Origin of the sequence: Allobosea sp. Root381 (assembly GCF_001429395.1) — a bacterium.
Taxonomy (GTDB): Bacteria; Pseudomonadota; Alphaproteobacteria; order Rhizobiales; family Beijerinckiaceae; genus Allobosea.
Window position 1 is genome coordinate 136,882 of sequence record NZ_LMJT01000002.1, and the last position, 15,787, is coordinate 152,668.

A 15,787-nucleotide genomic window follows, 5' to 3' on the forward strand; every position below is an offset into this window, starting at 1 on the left:
GTCATGCTCGGGCTTGACCCGAGCATCTCCTGCAAGAGTTTCTCGGGTCTGCGCTTCGCCCGAGAATGGCGCGCTATGCCGCCCCGACCTTCCGTGTCGCCGCGATCCAGGCCTTCAGCCGCGCTTCCGGATCGGCATTCAGGGTGATGTCGGTCACCGCCGCGACGATGTCGGCGCCGGCCGCGAAGACGCCCGGCGCGCGCTCCAGCGAGATGCCCCCGATACCGACCAGCGGAATCGTGCCGAGGCGGCGCTTCCACGCCGTGACACGCTCCAGCCCCTGCGGGCCCCATTTCATCGCCTTGAGAATGGTCGGATAGACCGGGCCGAGCGCGACATAGTCGGGCTTCGTCTCAAGCGCGCGCTCCAGCTCCGCCTCGTCATGGCTGCTGACGCCGAGCCTGAGGCCCGCATTGCGGATGGCGCCGAGATCGGCGTCGTCGAGATCCTCCTGGCCGAGATGGACGAAGTCGCAGCCCTCGGAGATGGCGAGCCGCCAGTAGTCGTTGACGACGAGCACGCAGCCGGCTTCCGCACAGAGCGCCCTGGAACGGGCGATTTCGCGCGCGGTCTCGCTCTCGCTCTTCTCCTTGACGCGGAGCTGCACCAGCTTGACGCCGAGCGGCAGCATGCGCACGAGCCAGTCGGCGCTGTCGAAGATCGGGTAGAACGGATCGAGCTTCATCGGGTCCTCGTCCTTCACGACAGGAACGCCTTGCCCATGACGGGCGTGGAGGGAGCGGCCATGTCGCGTGCTTCGATCGGCTGCGCCTGCCAGGCCTCGCAGCCGGCTTCGATCGCCTTGGCGAAGGCTTGCGCCATCAGCGCCGGATTGCCGGCCTTGGCGACCGCCGTGTTGAGCAGGATCGCGTCATAGCCCAGCTCCATCGCCTGCGCCGCATGGGAGGGCAGGCCGATGCCGGCATCGACGACCAGCGGGATATCGGGGAAATGCTGGCGCATCGTGCGCAGGCCGTAGACGTTGTTCAGCCCCCTGCCCGAGCCGATCGGCGCGCCCCAGGGCATCAGCACCTCGCAGCCGGCATCGAGCAGGCGCCCGCCGACGACGATGTCCTCGGTGGTGTAGGGGAAGACCTGGAAGCCGTCATCCGAGAGGATGCGTGCCGCCTCGATCAGCCCGACGACGTCGGGCTGGAGCGTGTCGTCCTCGCCGATGACCTCGAGCTTGATCCAGTCGGTGCCGAAGACTTCGCGCGCCATGTGGGCGGTGGTGACGGCTTCCTTGACCGTATGGCAGCCGGCGGTGTTGGGCAGGACGCGTACGCCGAGCTCGCGGATCAGGGCCCAGAAGGCCTGGCCGGCCCCGCCCTCGCCCGCTTTGTCCTGGCCCGCCTCGCGGCGCAGCGAGGCGGTGACGACCTCGACGCCGGAGCGCTTGACCGCATCGGCCAGAATGGCGGGCGAAGGGTAGCGCGCCGTGCCGAGGAAGAGCCGGTTCTTCGGCTCGAAACCATAGAATGCCCTCATCTCAACCTCCCTGCATCGGAGCGAGAATCTCGACGCGGTCGCCCTCGGCCAATTGGCAGGCCTCCCGCCGGCGCGCGGCGACGAAATCGCCATTGACGGCGGTCGCCACGATCTTGCCGTCATAGCCGAGTTCGGCCAGCGCGTCGGCCAGGGTCGCGGCGGCGACCTCCTGCGGTTCGCCGTTAAGCAGCAGCGTCATGCAACATCTCCGGAATGCAGGCCGGCACGAGCACGGCATCCGCCGCCATCCGCGCCATGGCGGGACTGAGCAGGAAACCGTGGCGATAGAGCCCGTTGACAAGGATGACCCGGCCCCGGCGCGTCAGCCGCGGCAGATTGTCGGGAAAGGCAGGGCGGGCATCGACGCCGATCTCCACGACCTCGGCCTCGCCGAAGGCCGGATGCAGCGCATAGGCGGCGCCCAGGAGTTCCAGCATCGAGCGGGCCGAGATGCGGCTGCGGTCGCCGCTCTCGATCATTGTCGCGCCGACCATGAAGAGGCCGTCCGCCCGCGGCACGACATAGAGGGGAATGCGCGGATGCAGCAGCCGCACGGGTCGAGAAAGCGCGATGTCGTGGCTCCGCAGCAGCAACATCTCGCCCTTGACGCCGCGCAGATCGGGAAGCGCATCGCGGGCGGCGAGGCCGCGGCAGTCGAGCACGGCGTCGCCGGCGAGATCGTCGGCCGCGGCCTCGCTGCCGAAATGGATGCGCCCGCCCAAGGCCAGGACCTTCTCCGCCAACCGGCTGAGCGCGGCCCTTGGATCGAGATGCGCCTCGTCCTCGAAGAAGAGGCCCTTGGCGAAGCGCCCGGCAAGGTCAGGCTCGAGCGCGGCGATGCCCTCGCCGTCAAGCTCGGAGAATCGGGTGGTGCGGCTGCCGAAGCTGCGGAGCTCGCTGCGGTCGCGGCTCGGCGCCAGCACGAGCGTGCCCTTGCGGACGACACCGGCGACATGGCGTTCCCACCAGCCGGCTGCCTCCTGGCCGAGGCGGATGACGGGCTCCTCGGCGCTCTCGCCCTCGCACCAGGGCGCCAGCATGCCGCCCGCATGCCAGGAGCAGGCCCGCTCGCCCGCAAAGGCGCCGCGCTCATGGATCTCGACCGTAGCGCCGCGACCGAGCAGCTCGACCGCGCAAGCCAAGCCGACAACGCCCGCGCCGACGATGCCGACATGGAGCGGCCTGTTGCGAGACGGATCGATGGACGAATGCGCCATGCCATTCCCATTCGTCGGGGAAGGCGACGGCCATGGCATGACGGCTAGCGACGAAACCAGGACCGTTCCCTTCGCCGGCATTATCCGGATCAGGTTCGATGGGTTGGTGCATCAGCACCTCTCAGCCTCGCGGCACCCCAACGGATCGGGTTAAATCTAGGCGCGGGAGCGAGAGGGCGCAAGCCGCGCCGTTCTCAGGCCGGCCCCAGCCGGCCCCAAGCTTGCACAATCACAAAGATCGTCGGCGGCCTAACCGGGGGCCGACCCCGCATAGTCTCGCCAGGCCGGCAGGTCGTATTGCGGCAGGCTTTCGGCCTGCATGACGGCGCGGGCAATGGCGTGGGCCATGACCTGGGCCGCGACGGTCCCGATCACCGTCACATCGGCCGCGTGATGCGTCGACTTGCCCGTCGACAGCGCGAAGATGGTATCGCCGTCATACATGGTGTGCACGGGGTTGATCGCGCGTGCGAAGCCGTCATGGGCGAGCTGCGCGATCTTGCGCAACTGCGCCTTGTTGAAGGGCGCATTGGTGGCGATCACGCCAATCGTGGTGTTCGCTCCGGCCGGCGACGTCAGGCCATGCCCGCCCATCAACGCGGCGACGGTATCGCGGAAGCCTGATCCCCCTTCCGCCCGCGCTCCGGCCAGGATGCTGCTGCTGCGCGGATCATAGACGTCGCCGACGGCATTGACCGCGACGACGGCGCCGACGACGATATCGGTGCCCGGCAATGTCCAACTCGCCGTTCCGAGCCCGCCCTTCATCGCGAAGGCGGGGCCGAAGAACTTGCCCACCGAGGCTCCGGCTCCGGCCCCGACATTGCCCTCGGACGAGGGCTCGCGCGTCGCCTTCAGGCAGGCCTGGTATCCGGCCTCGGCGTCCGGCCTGATCGAGAAATCGCCAACGCCGAGGTCCATCAGGACCGCGGCAGGCACGATCGGCACGACGCCCGCCCCGATCGGAAATCCAGTCCCGCGCTCTTCCAGATAGCGCACCACGCCCGTCGCCGCCGCCAGGCCATAGGCGCTGCCGCCAGAGAGCAGCACGGCATGGACCTGCTCGATGTAGTTGCTCGGGTCGAGGAGATCGGTCTCGCGCGTGCCGGGCGCGGCGCCGCGCACATCGACGCCGGCGACCGCCCCCTTCCCGCAGAGGATGACCGAGCAGCCGGTCGGGCGCGACGACAGCGTGTGATGGCCGAGGCTGATGCCTGGAACATCGACGATGCAGCCGCCCAGCAGCTCGCTTCCGGTCCCGACGCTCATGCCCTCATCCCCCGTGGCCACCGCAAGCATAGATCGTCACGCGGCAATCCATCTCCTCGTTTCGGATCGGATCACCAGCGCCCGCTGATACCGAGTGAAAAGCGGTGAGAGGTCGCCCTGTCACGCAGATCGCCATCATAGGACGCCGCCAGCTCGAAGCCCGGCGCAATCCGGCGTCGTCCCAGGCATAAGTCTCGCTCTCGGACGTCTAACCGGGTGCGCTGCCCATGCCCTGCGGAACGGTGGCGATGATCCCCACTCCGGGCGCGGCAAGGCACCAGGCGGCGGCTAGCCCGCATTTATTGCTGAACGAGGCCAGCTTGTTGTGGATGTCCACCGCGACGACGGCGAGCGTGTAGGGCTGGAGATCCGAGAAATCGACCTGGCGGAGGTCGACCATGCTGTGGCCGTCTATGACACCATACATCCCGCTATCCGCGTTTGACGGGCGCATGGCAGGGAAGAAGGAGCCACCCATCGGGTGCTCGGCGATGATCGGCTGGTCGTCGCGCGCGTTCCCGGCCGCGAAGACCATGACCATGTCGGCGGCCGCGGCGCGGCGGCCAGCCACGACATCTCGCTGCAACTCGGCGTTGTCATAGTTGAACTGCGTGAGGAGCACGTAGTCGGGGTTGGGGCTGCCGTCATCGAGGAAGCGCTCCGGATGTCCCGGCCCGAAGCTGCCGTTCATGACCCTGGCGCCGTTGGCCGCCGCATATTCGATCGCCGCAGCGGAGTCGCCGCCCGCGTCCACGATGGCGCGCAGGGCCATGATCTGCGCGTTGAAGGCCACGCCATGCATGCCCACCATATCGCGATTTGCGGCGATGGTGCCCGCGACATGGGTACCGTGGCTATCGCTGTCCGAAACGTCCGTGGGAGGCAGCCCGTCGAGGCCGAAGTTTCGCGACAGAGGCGAGACCCGCCCGGCGAATTCCGGAAGCCGCGTGTCGAGGCCGCTGTCGACGACGGCGACCAGGACGCCCTTTCCGGTAAAGCCGAGCGCATAGGCCTCGGCGGCGTTGATCTGCGCGAGACCGTGGTTGAGGAGATACTCGGAGGTCACGAAGCTGCTCGCCGTCGCGCTCGCCTGGACGGACGAAGGCAGGGACCTCACGGCGCTTCCGCCGAACGGCGCTTTCAGCCAATCCGGGAGCTCATAGGCGCCTGCAGCAGCGGGAAGGCCGATCGCGGCAATACCTGTCGCAACGCCTGCGAGAAGCTGGCGTCGCAGGGTTCTTTTCAGGGTCGTCACAGGCTTTCCTCGTTAGGCGTATCGCGAGCCCGCAAACTAGCGGCGCCCGGTGTCTCGAAGCTGATCGATCGGTTGAATTTCAGGCGTCGCGGCTGCACTGCCGTGTCGAATCGCGCAAGCCCAGAAAAGCTTACGGGCCGCAGTGTTTCCGCGACAGAAACCAGCCGGAACGCTTTGGCGTGATTTGGAACGAGTTGAAACGGAAACCGTCGCCAAACGATCACGGGCGCAGAATATCAGACAGATTTGCGCGCCGTCTTTTCGAGACGCCCTGAAGCGACCACGTTTCCAATACCGGGCGCCAGAGCAACCGAGCGTCGAATTCAGGCAAACTTACCCAAGAGCCTCGCTCGAAACGCGAACCTCATTCTGAAAGGCTCCAAACAGGCTCCGAGGGAATTTCGGATCGGTCTCTCTGGCAAGCTAGGATACAAGGGGAACGCTCAGCCGCACAGTCGTGCCGCTTCCTTCCGTGCTTTCGATCGTGACCCGCCCGTTATGGGCTGCGACGATGCGCTGAACCAGGGATAGGCCGAGCCCGGAACCGTCGATGCTGTCGGCATTCGATCCGCGAACGGCTCGTTCCAGGACGCGATGAATTTCGGCGGCAGGAATTCCGATGCCGTAATCGGTCACGGCAAACTCCGCTTCCCCGTTCGCTGCGCCGCAGGACAGGATGATGCGTGGCCGATCTCCGGAGCTGGAGAACTTAACGGCGTTTTCCAGCAGGTTGATGATCGCAATCCCGAACATCGGCATATCCGCCATCAGATGGGCCCTCTCCGCCTTGGGCTCCATTTCGGTGATGATGTCGGCGGGAAACAGGTCCCGCGCGCGCAGGGCAGCGGATGAAACGATGTCGCTCAGGAGCGCGCGCCCCAGTTGCGGCGCGAAAGCAGGCCCCTGAAGGCGGCTGCGGCTGAGATTGAGCTCGAGGGTTTCGACCAGCCGGATGATGCCGCGCCGAACCCGGTCGAGCCTCTGCCGGTTGTCGAGATCGCTCTGCGGCAGGCTGAGGCCAATGCTGTCGACATTGGACCGGATCGCGGCCAGCGGCGTGCGATACTGGTGCGATATCACCTCCAGGAACTGCACCTGCTCGGCCTGCGATTCCAGCTCGGCCTTGAGCGCGTCCTCGGCGACGCGCTTCGCATCGGCCAACTCCACCGTCCGCTCGCGCACCATGGCATTGGCGCGCTGCTCGGCGGCCTGCGCGGCAACGAGAGCCTGTTCGCGCATCGAGCTGTTCATCGCCTCCGCAGCGCGCAGGCGGACGGCAAGCGACGCCGTCAGCAGCAGGGTCTGGATGAGACAGCTGACCGTGTAGCTATGGGCCAGCCAGTTGGGCAGCAGCCAATAGCCGGCCCGCTGCGTCACTGTCGCCACCAACCCGACCCAGACGATGAAATAGGCGATGGCGCGCAGCACGGTGCCGGCATCGTCCCGGCGCATTTCCCACAGGCCGAAGAGCATCGCCAGCGTGGCGAGGACGAGGATGAGGATGCTGCCATAGGGCGCGAAAGCGAGATTGGCGTCGAACAGGACGAAGACGATGCCGACGACACCGAGCACCGAAGCGCCAACGAAGATGCGATGCAGCCAGGGGCTTCGCCTCGGCATTTCCAGGATGCTGCTGGCAGCCAGCGGCGCGGCGACGAGGCCGAGCCAGACCGCCCCTCCGGTGAAAAGATCGTTGCCGTTGCCGCCATCCGGGAAGAACAGGAGCCGCGAGAGGCCCAGATTACCGATGTAGACCATCATGGCCGCGAAGGTCGCAAAGGCCAGGAGCGGATAGGACGCCTTGCGGTCGAAATGATAGAAAACCAGCTGGATCAACATCATCACCGCCATTCCGCCGAACCACAGGGCGGAGGCGAAGCTGATGAGGGTCACCCGATAGGTATGGCGAGCCGCAGAGTAGAGGGACGCCGAGATGTTCAGCGAGGAATTGACGCTTGCAATGCGCACATAGACCACGGCCTCCCGATCTGCGCGCAAATTGAGAGGCACCACATTGTCCAGCCCGGACACCTCGTCCGGCGGGAACGGGCGGTGGTCGCCCATGGCGTAATGCGTGAAATCCGCAAGCTCGGGCTCTTCGACGGCGTCCGCCACATAGACATCGATGAAGTCCACGAAATTCGGACTCAGCGACAGCAGCGCCTGCCCGTTACCCGCATTCGGTATTCGAATGAGCAGCCAGGCCGCATCGTGAACATAGCCCAGGTTGACTCCGCTGCCCCGCAGCGGCCTGAAGCGCTCGCCGGTGGCCAGAACGTCCTTCAGTGCCAGATTGCGAGAGGGGTCGATCAGCACCGAGACGCGGCCGTCCAGCGGCACTTCGTCCGCCAGGCCGTTTGCGGCCAGCCCGCGCTCGTGCTGGCCGCTGTCGCGAGCCAGGCCCGGCGGCACGGAACCGACCAGCAGGACGAGCGAAGCGACCAGACCGATGGCAATCAGCCGCCACCAGCGGTTCAGAAATTCAGCCAAGTCGTTCCCTCGGGCTTCATAGACCGGTCATAGCGGTATAAACGTCATATCGCTTCGAGCGCTGCGTCGTGCTTACCCGAGTCGCAACAAAAGCCGCTATGCCACGAGAGATCGATTTGCTTTCCGAGGGCTTGGACCGCCCAATCCGCGTTCTCCTTGTCGAGGATGACAACGACTTGCGTGCCGGGCTGGCGGATTACCTGCGACTGAGCGGCTTAATAGTCGCGGAGGCCTCGTCGGGAATCGCGTTCTACAAGGCGCTTCGGACCGATCGCTTCGATGTGGCGATCCTCGATGTCAATCTGCCCGACACGAGCGGCTTCGAGCTCGCCCGGGACGCGGCCGAAGAAGGCAATATGGGCGTCGTTCTACTCACCGCCCGCGCAGGGCGAGACGATCGCGTCAGGGGCTACAGCGTCGGTGCCGACCTCTACCTGACGAAGCCGGTCGACGGGGAGGAACTCCTCCTTGCCGTCCGCAATCTCACCAGGCGCGCCCGCACGCTGGGCCCAGCGCCCTCCCCGGCCAATCCCCAGACGCCATCCCTGCCCTCCGATTCCGCCTGGAAGCTGGATGCGATGCGACAGGCGCTCCTGCCGCCACACGGCACGCGGCTGGCTCTTTCCGGACGGGAGATGCTGCTCGTCGAGGCCTTGGCGCGCGCTGAAGGAACGACGGTATCGCGACAGAAACTCGCTTCCGAGCTGGGCTATGCCGACGCGAGCAGCGAGAGCCGCAGCCTCGACGCCGTGGTCCGGCGGCTGCGGCAGAAAGCCCAGGATGCCGGCGTCGAGCTTCCGCTCAAGGCCGTGCACGCCATCGGATTCCGGTTCGCCGCGCAGCTGAAACTGCTCTGACGACAACTCTGGACCGGAAGGCGCCGCCTGGTGCGTGCCTGCCTATCGCTGCCGCAGTTCGCTGGCGCGCTGGAGATGGCTTCGCATGAGATCCGAGGCCCGCACCGCGTCACCCTTCTCGACCGCGTCCAGCATTTCCAGATGCTCGCGGCAATTCACCTCGACGCGCTCGAAACCGAAGACCCAGTCGTAGTTCGAGAGCCGCCGGGACTGATTCAGGCGCCGGACCGCGGACAGGATGAAGCGATTGCCGGAGGCTGCCGCGATGCCCTCGTGAAAGGCCGCGTTCATCTCGAAGAAGCCGATCGCCGAGCCTTGCCGCCAAGGGCGCGAGAGGGTGTCGCGATGGTCCCGGCGCATGGTTTCGATCCAGTGCCCGGCGAGCGCGAAGCCGGGCTCGAGGAAGCTCATCGGTTCGATCAGAAGGCGAAAGCGATAGCGCTCGTCATGCGCGCCCGGATCGCGCGGCGGCGCGACGAACCGCCAGCCATAGCCGGGCTTGCGCTCGACCATCTCGAATTCCGCGAGCCGGCGCAGAAGCTGCTGGGCCTGCGGCCGCGACAATGCGTATCGCCGCATCACCTCCTGCTCGGAGAACTCGTCGGCCAGCACACCGGTTTCGCGGTCATGCGCAAGGCGCACCATGGCGGCCTCGACCGCGTCGTCCTCGCCCGCGGAATCCGGTGCCCGACGGCTCGGCTCGATCAGCTCGATGCCGCGATTGGGGTGCCGCCGCACGGCACCGAGTGCCGCAAGACGATCGAAGGCGCCCCTGACCGGCGTGCGCGAGACGTTCAGCCGCCGCGCCGTGTCACTCTCGTTGAGCCAGGCGCCCGCAGCCAACGCGTCCTCGCGGATCAGGGCCATGATCCGGTCGGCAAGATCCTGCTGAAGCTTCGTCGTCATGAAGGTGCTTGATTGTTTTTCGTCACGATGAAATACATTAGAAATTGTCCCGAGCCAATCTGCGGATCTGCGCGACCATGATCGAACCCGTTCCCTTCGTCGACGTCTCCGGCAGCGCCTATGAGCGCGGCCGCCAGCATGGCGCCGCGGTGCCGTCGCGCGTCAAGCGCTCGATCGAGCTCTATGGCGGCCAGCTCGGCGAGCTCGGCTATGATGCCGCGGCGAAGTCGGCGCTGATCGGCGAATTCGCCAAGGAGATCGAGGCCTTCGGCGCGCACTACATCGAGGAGATGCGCGGCATCGCCGATGGCGCGGGCGTCGCGCTCGAAGACATCGTGATGATCAATGCCCGCACCGAGGTGATCGCCAAGGCGCGGCTCGTCAAGAACAAGCCGATCGAGCTCGAAGAGGCGGAGCTCGACGACGGCTGCACCGGCGCGGTGATCCTGCCGGAGCGCAGCGCCACCGGCGCGGTGATCCACGGCCAGAACTGGGACTGGAAGGCCGAATGCGCCGAGACGGCGATCGTACTGCGGGTGCGCCGCGAGGACGGGCCGGACATCCTGACCTTCGTCGAGGCGGGCGGGCTCGCCCGTAGCGGCATGAACGCCGCCGGCATCTGCATCACCGCCAACTATCTCGAATCCGACCGCGACTTCACCCAGATCGGCGTGCCGCTGGCGCTGATCCGCCGCAAGGTGCTGGAGCAGGAGCATTTCGCCTACGCGATCAAGGCGGTCGCCGCCACGCCGAAATCCTGCTCCAACAACATGATGATCTCGACGGTGCAGGGCTTCGCGATCGATTTCGAATGCGCGCCCGACGAAGCCTTCCCGATCTACCCGGCGGAAGGGCTGATCGTCCACGCCAACCATTGGGTCGGCCAGGCGGCGCTCTCGAAGGTGAGCGAGGGCGGCGCGGCCCGCGTTCCGGATTCCTTCTACCGCGACTGGCGGGTCAAGAAGCTGCTCGACGAAGCCGGCGGCAAGCTCGCCGTCGAGGACCTCAAGAACGCCTTCTTCGACGATTTCCTGACGCCGCATTCGGTCTGCCGCCCGCCCCGGCCGAACGACACCGGCAACCTTTCCGCCACCGTCGCGATGGTGATCATGCAGCCCGAGCTCGGCGTGATGGAAGTCTGCCCGCTCCCGGCCCTGAACCGGAACTTCACCCGATACAGCCTGAGCGAGGAGCCGCGCAGCCTGGCGCAAGCCGCCGAATAGCGCGCTGGACCTCGACAGCACCGGTCACGAAAAAGAGGGGAAGATGCCGATGTTGCGACAGACGATGAAGAAGGGCCTGCTTTCGCTGGCCGCGCTTTCGCTGGGAGCAGGCGCGAGCTGGGCGCAGGCGCCCTCGACGCTGCGGGTCCAGCTGCGGGCGGACATCCGGTCGATCGATCCGGGCGTCAACCGCGACCACAATACCGACGGGGTGGCGCTCCATATCGTCGAGGGGCTCGTCGCCTATGGCGAGGACGCGCAGCCCAAGCCGCTGCTGGCCGAAAAGGTCGAGCGCTCGGCCGACGGGAAGAGCTACACCTTCCGGCTGCGCAAGGGCGTCAAGTTCCACAACGGTGCCGAGATGACGTCCGCCGACGTCGTCTGGAGCTGGAACCGCTACATGGCGCCGAAGACCGACTGGCGCTGCCTTTCGGAATTCGACGGCCGCGGCATCGTCAAGGTGGAGAGCGTCACGGCACCCGATCCGCACACCGTCGTCTTCGCCCTCGACAAGCCGAGCGCGCTGTTCCTCTCCTCGCTCGCGCGCACCGACTGCGCGATGGCCGGCGTGATGCACAAGGATTCGCTCAAGGCCGATGGCAGCTTCGACAAGCCGATCGGAACGGGGCCGTTCAAGTTCGTCGAATGGCGACGCGGCGAGGTGGTTCGTCTGGAGAAGTTCGCTGATTATGCGGCGCTTTCCGGCAAGGTCGACGGCATGGCGGGCAGCAAGCGCCCGCTGGTCGACGAGCTGCACTTCATGGTCATCCCCGACATGGCGACGGCAAAGGCCGCGCTGCTCAGCGGCGACGTCGATGTCGTGCCGGATGTCGACAATGCCGACGTCGCCGAGCTCAAGAAGACCGAAAAGGTGAAGCTGTCCGTCAGCTCGCATATGGGGCTGGTCGGCCTGATCATGCAGACGCGTGATCCCGTTCTGTCGAACGTCAAGCTGCGCCTCGCCATCGCGTCCGCGATCGACAAGGCCGAGCTGGTCTCCGCCGTGACGGACGGGATCGGCAAGCCCAACGGCTCCATCATACCGACGCTCTCCTCCTATCACGGCAAGGTCCAGGACGAGGATGTCCGCTTCGATCTCGCTGCCGCCAAGAAGCTGATCGCCGAGGCCGGCTACAAGGGCGAGAAGATCGTGATGCTCGCCAACAAGCGCTACCCGCAGAGCTTCAACGCGGCCGTGGTGGCGCAGCAGATGCTGCAGGCTGCCGGGCTGAACGTCGACATCGAAGTGCTGGAATGGGCGACACAGCTCGACCGCTACAGCAAGGGTAACTACCAGATCCAGGCCTTCCCCTATTCGGGCCGGATGGACCCCGCCCTCTCCTACGAGTCGATGACCGGCCCGAAGGACAAGCAGCCGCGCAAGCTCTGGGACAATCCGGAGGTGCAGGCGCTGCTGGAGAAGTCGATGGTGGTCGCGGAAACCGCCGAGCGCCAGGCGATTTTCGACGAGCTGCATCGCCGCTTCCTCGCCGAGATGCCGATGATCATGCTCTATAACGGCATCGCCGGCGGCGCGACGGGCGACAAGGTCGACGGCTACACCTCCTCGCTGACCTCCCTGCCCCAGCTCTGGGAAGTCTCGGTCAAGCGCTGAGCGACGGCAGCTGACCGGTCTCGTCCACCATGTCCTTGTCGATGTGGTGGCGGATCAGCTCGGCAAGACGCGGCGCATCCCTGCGCCGCAAGGCCTCGATCATCGCATGGTGGTCGCGGTCGCTGGCGAGCAGGGCCTGGTGGGAGGCCCAGACGGTGACCTGCGAGCCGCGCGAGCGGTCCCGCAGCGCCCAGATCGTCTCCTCCAGCACCGGATTGCCGCAGTGGGCGTAGATCAGGTGGTGGAAGGCGCCGTTGATCTCGCTCTGCTCGATTCGGGTACCGGAGACGACCGCCTCGCCGAATTCGCGGGCCAGCACCGCCAGCCGCTCGATGGCCTCTTCCGTGATATGGGCCACGACGCCCGTCATGGCGCCGGTCTCCAGGATGATCCGGGTGTCGCGGATGGCGAAATAGGTCGCCAGGTCGATCTCGGCGACGCGGTAACCGCGATTGGGCACATGCTCGATCGTCTTGCGCACCGCGAGCTCTTCCAGCGCGGCGCGAACGTCGAAGCGCGTCGCCTGGAACTTCTCCTCGAGATCGATCTGCCGCAGCCATTCGCCGGGTCGGTACATGCGCAGGCGGATCGCCTGGGCGATCTCGTTGGCCAAAGCGCGCCGACTGACGACGCGCCGGGATTTGCGGCTCTGTTCCATGCGGCCTCTTAGCCTGTCCCGCGCCGATCGTCACAAGACTGTTGCAGGGCCCGACACGATGTGCGACTTAATTGGCGCCAATTATTGCACAGATCAAGAGGTACCGCATGTCCTCCCCCCAGGCTCAGCCCGCAGAGGCCCAGCAGGACAGCGCCGCCATTGCCCGCGCGCTCTATGATCTCGGCCCGACGCCGGTGATGTCCTGCAAGGCCGATCCGCGCTTCAGCTACTGCCTTTACGTGCCCAAGACCCTCGGCAAGGGCGGGCCGGCGCCGGATCTCGTCGTCGCCATGCACGGCACCGGCCGCGGCTTCACCGAGTATCGCAACGCCTTCGCCGAGTTCGCGCGCTGGAACAATTGCATCATCCTGGCGCCGCTCTTCCCGATCGGCGTGCTCGGCGACGACAATCGCGACGGCTTCAAATACATGCGCGAGGGCACGATCCGTTACGACGAGATCCTGCTCGCCATGGTCTCCGAGGTCGGCGCCCGCTACGCGCTGAGCTTCGAGCAGTTCGGGTTGTTCGGCTATTCCGGCGGCGGGCATTTCGCCCATCGCTTCCTGCTGCTGCAGCCCGAGAGGCTCTGGGCCGCCGCGATCGGCGCGCCGGGCTCGGTGACGCTGCTCGACCCCAGCCGCGACTGGTGGGTCGGCACCCGCAACATGAAGGAGCTCTTCGGCAAGGAGCCCGACATCGAGGCGATGCGCCGCGTGCCCGTGCAGATGATCGTCGGCGCCGCCGATCTCGAGACCTGGGAGATCACCCACAAGCCGGGCGGGCGCAACTGGATGCCGGACGCCAACCATGCCGGCCGCACGAGGCCCGAGCGCCTGGATACGCTGCGCAAATCCTTCGAGGAAGCCGGCGTCTCGGTGCGCTTCGATCTCGTCCCGAACATGGCCCATGACGGGGTGCGCGCCGTGCCGCGCGTCGAGGACTTCTTCGCCGAGGTGCTCGCCAAGCGCCGCGGCAAGGCCGCCCAGGCGGCCTGAAGCTTCAATTCAACGACAATAACCAAGGGGAATTGCCATGAACCGTCTTCTCGCCGGCGTCTGTTTGCTCCCGCTCCTGGCCGTTCCGGCCCTGGCCCAGTCGCTGACCGTCGCCGTGCAGGCCGACGTCCGCAGCATCAATCCGGGCGTCAACCGCGACGACGGCACGGATGATTTCGCCCTGCAGATGGTCGAGGGCCTCGTCGGCTATGACGAGGGCGGCACGCCGCAGCCCCTGCTCGCCGAGAAGGTCGACGTCTCGGCCGACGGCAAGACCTACACCTTCGCGCTCCGCCAGGGCGTCAAGTTCCATAACGGCGCGGAGCTCACCTCCGCCGACGTGCTCTGGAATTGGCAGCGCTACATGGACCCGAAGACGGATTGGCGCTGCACCTCCGAGTTCGATGGCCGCTCCGGCCTCAAGGTCGAGGAGGTGACGGCGCCGGATGCGCGCACCGTGGTCATGAAGATCGACAAGCCGAACGCGCTCTTCCTCGACACCATGGCCCGCACCGACTGCGCCATGACCGCGATCATCCACAAGGATTCGGTCAAGGAAGACGGCAGCTTCGACAAGCCGGTCGGCACCGGGCCATACAAGTTCGGCGAGTGGAAGCGCGGCGAGTTCTTCACCATGACCGCCTTCGAGGGCTACGCCTCGCCGAAGACGGACGGCAAGGTCGACGGCTATGTCGGCTCGAAGCGGCCGCAGCTGAAGGAGGTGAAGTTCCTCGTCGTCAAGGATCCGGCGACGATCACCGCGGGCCTGACCTCGGGCGCCATCGACCTGAGCGAGATCCTGCCCAGCGACGTGCAGGAGATGCGCAAGCAGCCGAAGCTCGACGTCGTCACCGCGCCGACGGCCGTCCGCCATGTCCTGCTGATCCAGACCCGCGACGCGGTGATGGGCAATCTCAAGCTGCGCCAGGCGATCGCCGCCGCGCTCGACATGGACGAGGTGGTCGCCGCCGCTTCCGACGGTCTCGGCCAGACCAACACCTCGCCGATCTATTCGCGCTCGGCCTATTTCGGCGCGGTCGAGAAGGTGGGGCACAAATACGACCCGGCGCGCGCCAAGAAGCTGCTGGCCGAGGCCGGCTACAAGGGCGAGAAGATCTCGATCCTCGCCAACAAGCGCCCGCGCGTGCCGAGCTTCCCGGCCGCCGTCGTGGTGCAGGCCATGCTGCAGGCCGCCGGAGTCAATGCCGAGATCGAGGTGATCGACTGGGCGACCCAGCTCGACCGCTACAATCGCGGCAACTACCAGATGCAGTCCTTCTCCTTCTCGGCCCGCTTCGACCCCGCGATCGCCTTCGAGCAGTTCGCCGGCGACAAGACCAAGCAGCCGCGCAAGGTCTGGGACAACCCCGAGGCGCTGACCAAGATCGACCGCCTCATGACGATCTCGGACCGTGCCGAGCGCCAGAAGCTCGTCGACGAGCTGCACAAGCAGGTTATCGACGAAGTGCCGCTGATCTTCATGTTCAACGGCGTCGACGCCATCGCGCACAGCAAGCGGGTCAAGGGTTTCCAACCCTGGCAGTCCAAGCTGCGCATGTGGGAAGTAACCGCCAACTGACGGCGGCTGGCCGCTGCAGCATGTCCGCCATTTAGTAGAAGCGCGGACATGCTGCAGCTCCCTCTTCTGACGCATTTTCTTCACGCGAACCGGTACCCACTTCGCTCGAAAATGCTCTAGCGAGACCGATCATGCTGCGTTTCACGCTGACGCGGATAGGGATGGCGATACCGACGCTGCTGATTGTCGCGGTGTCTGTGTTCGTCCTGATCCGCCTGATACCGGGCGACCCGGC

The 15,787-nt window shown here is 66.3% G+C and carries 13 protein-coding genes, 2 pseudogenes and 1 riboswitch; of the genes and pseudogenes, 6 read left to right on the forward strand and 9 right to left on the reverse strand.

The window, feature by feature from the left end; genetic code table 11:
* Nucleotides 1-73: 73 nt before the first annotated feature.
* The 7 genes and pseudogenes from ASE63_RS04225 to ASE63_RS04255 form a co-directional block, all read right to left on the reverse strand.
* The gene (locus tag ASE63_RS04225; protein ID WP_056797134.1) at nt 74-685 is read right to left on the reverse strand and encodes a thiamine phosphate synthase; all 612 of its coding nucleotides are present in this window, start codon (nt 683-685) and stop codon (nt 74-76) included.
* A 14-nt stretch (nt 686-699) separates the two neighbouring features.
* Nucleotides 700-1,488, reverse strand: a complete 789-nt coding sequence (locus ASE63_RS04230; protein ID WP_056797046.1) for a thiazole synthase — start codon at nt 1,486-1,488, stop codon at nt 700-702.
* Between the two features lies 1 nt (nt 1,489).
* Complete coding sequence (gene thiS / locus ASE63_RS04235; RefSeq protein WP_056797050.1) at nt 1,490-1,687, reverse strand: sulfur carrier protein ThiS; 198 nt, start codon at nt 1,685-1,687, stop codon at nt 1,490-1,492.
* On the reverse strand, nt 1,671-2,705 hold the full coding sequence (gene thiO, locus ASE63_RS04240; protein ID WP_056797051.1) for a glycine oxidase ThiO: 1,035 nt from the start codon (nt 2,703-2,705) through the stop codon (nt 1,671-1,673). The genes thiS and thiO overlap by 17 nt, the downstream gene beginning before the upstream one ends.
* Nucleotides 2,706-2,754: 49 nt before the next feature.
* A riboswitch (TPP riboswitch) is annotated at nt 2,755-2,855 on the reverse strand.
* 99 nt (nt 2,856-2,954) lie between these two features.
* Nucleotides 2,955-3,953, reverse strand: a pseudogene (locus ASE63_RS04245) (P1 family peptidase); the annotation flags it as partial.
* 229 nt (nt 3,954-4,182) lie between these two features.
* Nucleotides 4,183-5,091 (reverse strand): S8 family peptidase, encoded by a 909-nt coding sequence (locus ASE63_RS04250; RefSeq protein ID WP_162261715.1) that lies wholly within the window; start codon nt 5,089-5,091, stop codon nt 4,183-4,185.
* A gap of 561 nt (nt 5,092-5,652) precedes the next feature.
* Complete coding sequence (locus tag ASE63_RS04255; RefSeq protein ID WP_056797059.1) at nt 5,653-7,719, reverse strand: ATP-binding protein; 2,067 nt, start codon at nt 7,717-7,719, stop codon at nt 5,653-5,655.
* Nucleotides 7,720-7,817: 98 nt separating this feature from the next.
* On the opposite strand from ASE63_RS04255, the gene ASE63_RS04260 reads away from it, so the two are divergent.
* On the forward strand, nt 7,818-8,576 hold the full coding sequence (locus tag ASE63_RS04260) for a response regulator transcription factor (RefSeq protein ID WP_082609649.1): 759 nt from the start codon (nt 7,818-7,820) through the stop codon (nt 8,574-8,576).
* A gap of 42 nt (nt 8,577-8,618) precedes the next feature.
* On the opposite strand, the gene ASE63_RS04265 is transcribed toward ASE63_RS04260, so the two are convergent.
* Nucleotides 8,619-9,482, reverse strand: a complete 864-nt coding sequence (locus ASE63_RS04265) for a GntR family transcriptional regulator (RefSeq protein ID WP_056797065.1) — start codon at nt 9,480-9,482, stop codon at nt 8,619-8,621.
* A gap of 77 nt (nt 9,483-9,559) precedes the next feature.
* Between ASE63_RS04265 and ASE63_RS04270 the strand changes: the two genes are divergently transcribed.
* Together ASE63_RS04270 and ASE63_RS04275 are read left to right on the forward strand one after the other, a co-directional pair.
* On the forward strand, nt 9,560-10,705 hold the full coding sequence (locus ASE63_RS04270) for a C45 family peptidase (protein ID WP_056797068.1): 1,146 nt from the start codon (nt 9,560-9,562) through the stop codon (nt 10,703-10,705).
* A 43-nt stretch (nt 10,706-10,748) separates the two neighbouring features.
* Nucleotides 10,749-12,320, forward strand: a complete 1,572-nt coding sequence (locus tag ASE63_RS04275) for an ABC transporter substrate-binding protein (RefSeq protein ID WP_244491272.1) — start codon at nt 10,749-10,751, stop codon at nt 12,318-12,320.
* On the opposite strand, the gene ASE63_RS04280 is transcribed toward ASE63_RS04275, so the two are convergent.
* Nucleotides 12,310-12,978: a GntR family transcriptional regulator gene (locus tag ASE63_RS04280; RefSeq protein WP_082609650.1), complete on the reverse strand. Its 669-nt coding sequence runs from the start codon at nt 12,976-12,978 to the stop codon at nt 12,310-12,312. The two genes, ASE63_RS04275 and ASE63_RS04280, sit on opposite strands and share 11 nt — an antisense overlap.
* Before the next feature lie 107 nt (nt 12,979-13,085).
* Between ASE63_RS04280 and ASE63_RS04285 the strand changes: the two genes are divergently transcribed.
* From ASE63_RS04285 to ASE63_RS28215, 3 genes and pseudogenes are all read left to right on the forward strand, one after another.
* Complete coding sequence (locus tag ASE63_RS04285; RefSeq protein WP_056797077.1) at nt 13,086-13,973, forward strand: hypothetical protein; 888 nt, start codon at nt 13,086-13,088, stop codon at nt 13,971-13,973.
* A gap of 37 nt (nt 13,974-14,010) precedes the next feature.
* Nucleotides 14,011-15,552 carry an ABC transporter substrate-binding protein gene (locus tag ASE63_RS04290; RefSeq protein WP_056797081.1) on the forward strand — a complete coding sequence of 514 codons (1,542 nt, stop codon included), beginning with the start codon at nt 14,011-14,013 and terminating at the stop codon, nt 15,550-15,552.
* 131 nt (nt 15,553-15,683) lie between these two features.
* A pseudogene (locus tag ASE63_RS28215) lies at nt 15,684-15,787 on the forward strand (ABC transporter permease); the annotation flags it as partial.

Coding starts and splice junctions, on each gene's coding strand:
- ASE63_RS04225 (WP_056797134.1), bottom strand. CDS start 685: ATGAAGCTCGATCCGTTCTACCCGATCTTCGACAGCGCCGACTGGCTC.
- ASE63_RS04230 (WP_056797046.1), bottom strand. CDS start 1,488: ATGAGGGCATTCTATGGTTTCGAGCCGAAGAACCGGCTCTTCCTCGGC.
- thiS (WP_056797050.1), bottom strand. CDS start 1,687: ATGACGCTGCTGCTTAACGGCGAACCGCAGGAGGTCGCCGCCGCGACC.
- thiO (WP_056797051.1), bottom strand. CDS start 2,705: ATGGCGCATTCGTCCATCGATCCGTCTCGCAACAGGCCGCTCCATGTC.
- ASE63_RS04260 (WP_082609649.1), top strand. CDS start 7,818: ATGCCACGAGAGATCGATTTGCTTTCCGAGGGCTTGGACCGCCCAATC.
- ASE63_RS04265 (WP_056797065.1), bottom strand. CDS start 9,482: ATGACGACGAAGCTTCAGCAGGATCTTGCCGACCGGATCATGGCCCTG.
- ASE63_RS04270 (WP_056797068.1), top strand. CDS start 9,560: ATGATCGAACCCGTTCCCTTCGTCGACGTCTCCGGCAGCGCCTATGAG.
- ASE63_RS04275 (WP_244491272.1), top strand. CDS start 10,749: ATGCCGATGTTGCGACAGACGATGAAGAAGGGCCTGCTTTCGCTGGCC.
- ASE63_RS04280 (WP_082609650.1), bottom strand. CDS start 12,978: ATGGAACAGAGCCGCAAATCCCGGCGCGTCGTCAGTCGGCGCGCTTTG.
- ASE63_RS04285 (WP_056797077.1), top strand. CDS start 13,086: ATGTCCTCCCCCCAGGCTCAGCCCGCAGAGGCCCAGCAGGACAGCGCC.
- ASE63_RS04290 (WP_056797081.1), top strand. CDS start 14,011: ATGAACCGTCTTCTCGCCGGCGTCTGTTTGCTCCCGCTCCTGGCCGTT.